The following is a 1,139-nucleotide window of genomic DNA, read 5'->3' as shown; positions in this document are numbered from 1 at the left end:
AATGCTGGCAACTAAGATCAAGGGTTGCGCTCGTTGCGGGACTTAACCCAACATCTCACGACACGAGCTGACGACAACCATGCACCACCTGTCACTCTGTCCCCGAAGGGAAAGCCCTATCTCTAGGGTTGTCAGAGGATGTCAAGACCTGGTAAGGTTCTTCGCGTTGCTTCGAATTAAACCACATGCTCCACCGCTTGTGCGGGCCCCCGTCAATTCCTTTGAGTTTCAGTCTTGCGACCGTACTCCCCAGGCGGAGTGCTTAATGCGTTAGCTGCAGCACTAAGGGGCGGAAACCCCCTAACACTTAGCACTCATCGTTTACGGCGTGGACTACCAGGGTATCTAATCCTGTTCGCTCCCCACGCTTTCGCTCCTCAGCGTCAGTTACAGACCAGAGAGTCGCCTTCGCCACTGGTGTTCCTCCACATCTCTACGCATTTCACCGCTACACGTGGAATTCCACTCTCCTCTTCTGCACTCAAGTTTCCCAGTTTCCAATGACCCTCCCCGGTTGAGCCGGGGGCTTTCACATCAGACTTAAGAAACCGCCTGCGAGCCCTTTACGCCCAATAATTCCGGACAACGCTTGCCACCTACGTATTACCGCGGCTGCTGGCACGTAGTTAGCCGTGGCTTTCTGGTTAGGTACCGTCAAGGTGCGAGCAGTTACTCTCGCACTTGTTCTTCCCTAACAACAGAGCTTTACGATCCGAAAACCTTCATCACTCACGCGGCGTTGCTCCGTCAGACTTTCGTCCATTGCGGAAGATTCCCTACTGCTGCCTCCCGTAGGAGTCTGGGCCGTGTCTCAGTCCCAGTGTGGCCGATCACCCTCTCAGGTCGGCTACGCATCGTCGCCTTGGTGAGCCATTACCCCACCAACTAGCTAATGCGCCGCGGGTCCATCTGTAAGTGACAGCCGAAACCGTCTTTCATCCTTGAACCATGCGGTTCAAGGAACTATCCGGTATTAGCTCCGGTTTCCCGGAGTTATCCCAGTCTTACAGGCAGGTTACCCACGTGTTACTCACCCGTCCGCCGCTAACATCCGGGAGCAAGCTCCCTTCTGTCCGCTCGACTTGCATGTATTAGGCACGCCGCCAGCGTTCGTCCTGAGCCAGGATCAAACTCTCCGA

The 1,139-nt window shown here is 55.2% G+C and carries 1 rRNA gene; it reads right to left on the bottom strand.

The window, feature by feature from the left end:
• A 16S ribosomal RNA gene (locus AC20OE_RS18725) occupies positions 1-1,139 on the bottom strand; the annotation flags it as partial.

The organism is Bacillus sp. SRI_025 (genome assembly GCF_057592095.1).
The sequence above is the reverse complement of the archived record's forward strand: the minus strand, read 5'-3'. Positions and strand labels throughout refer to the sequence as shown.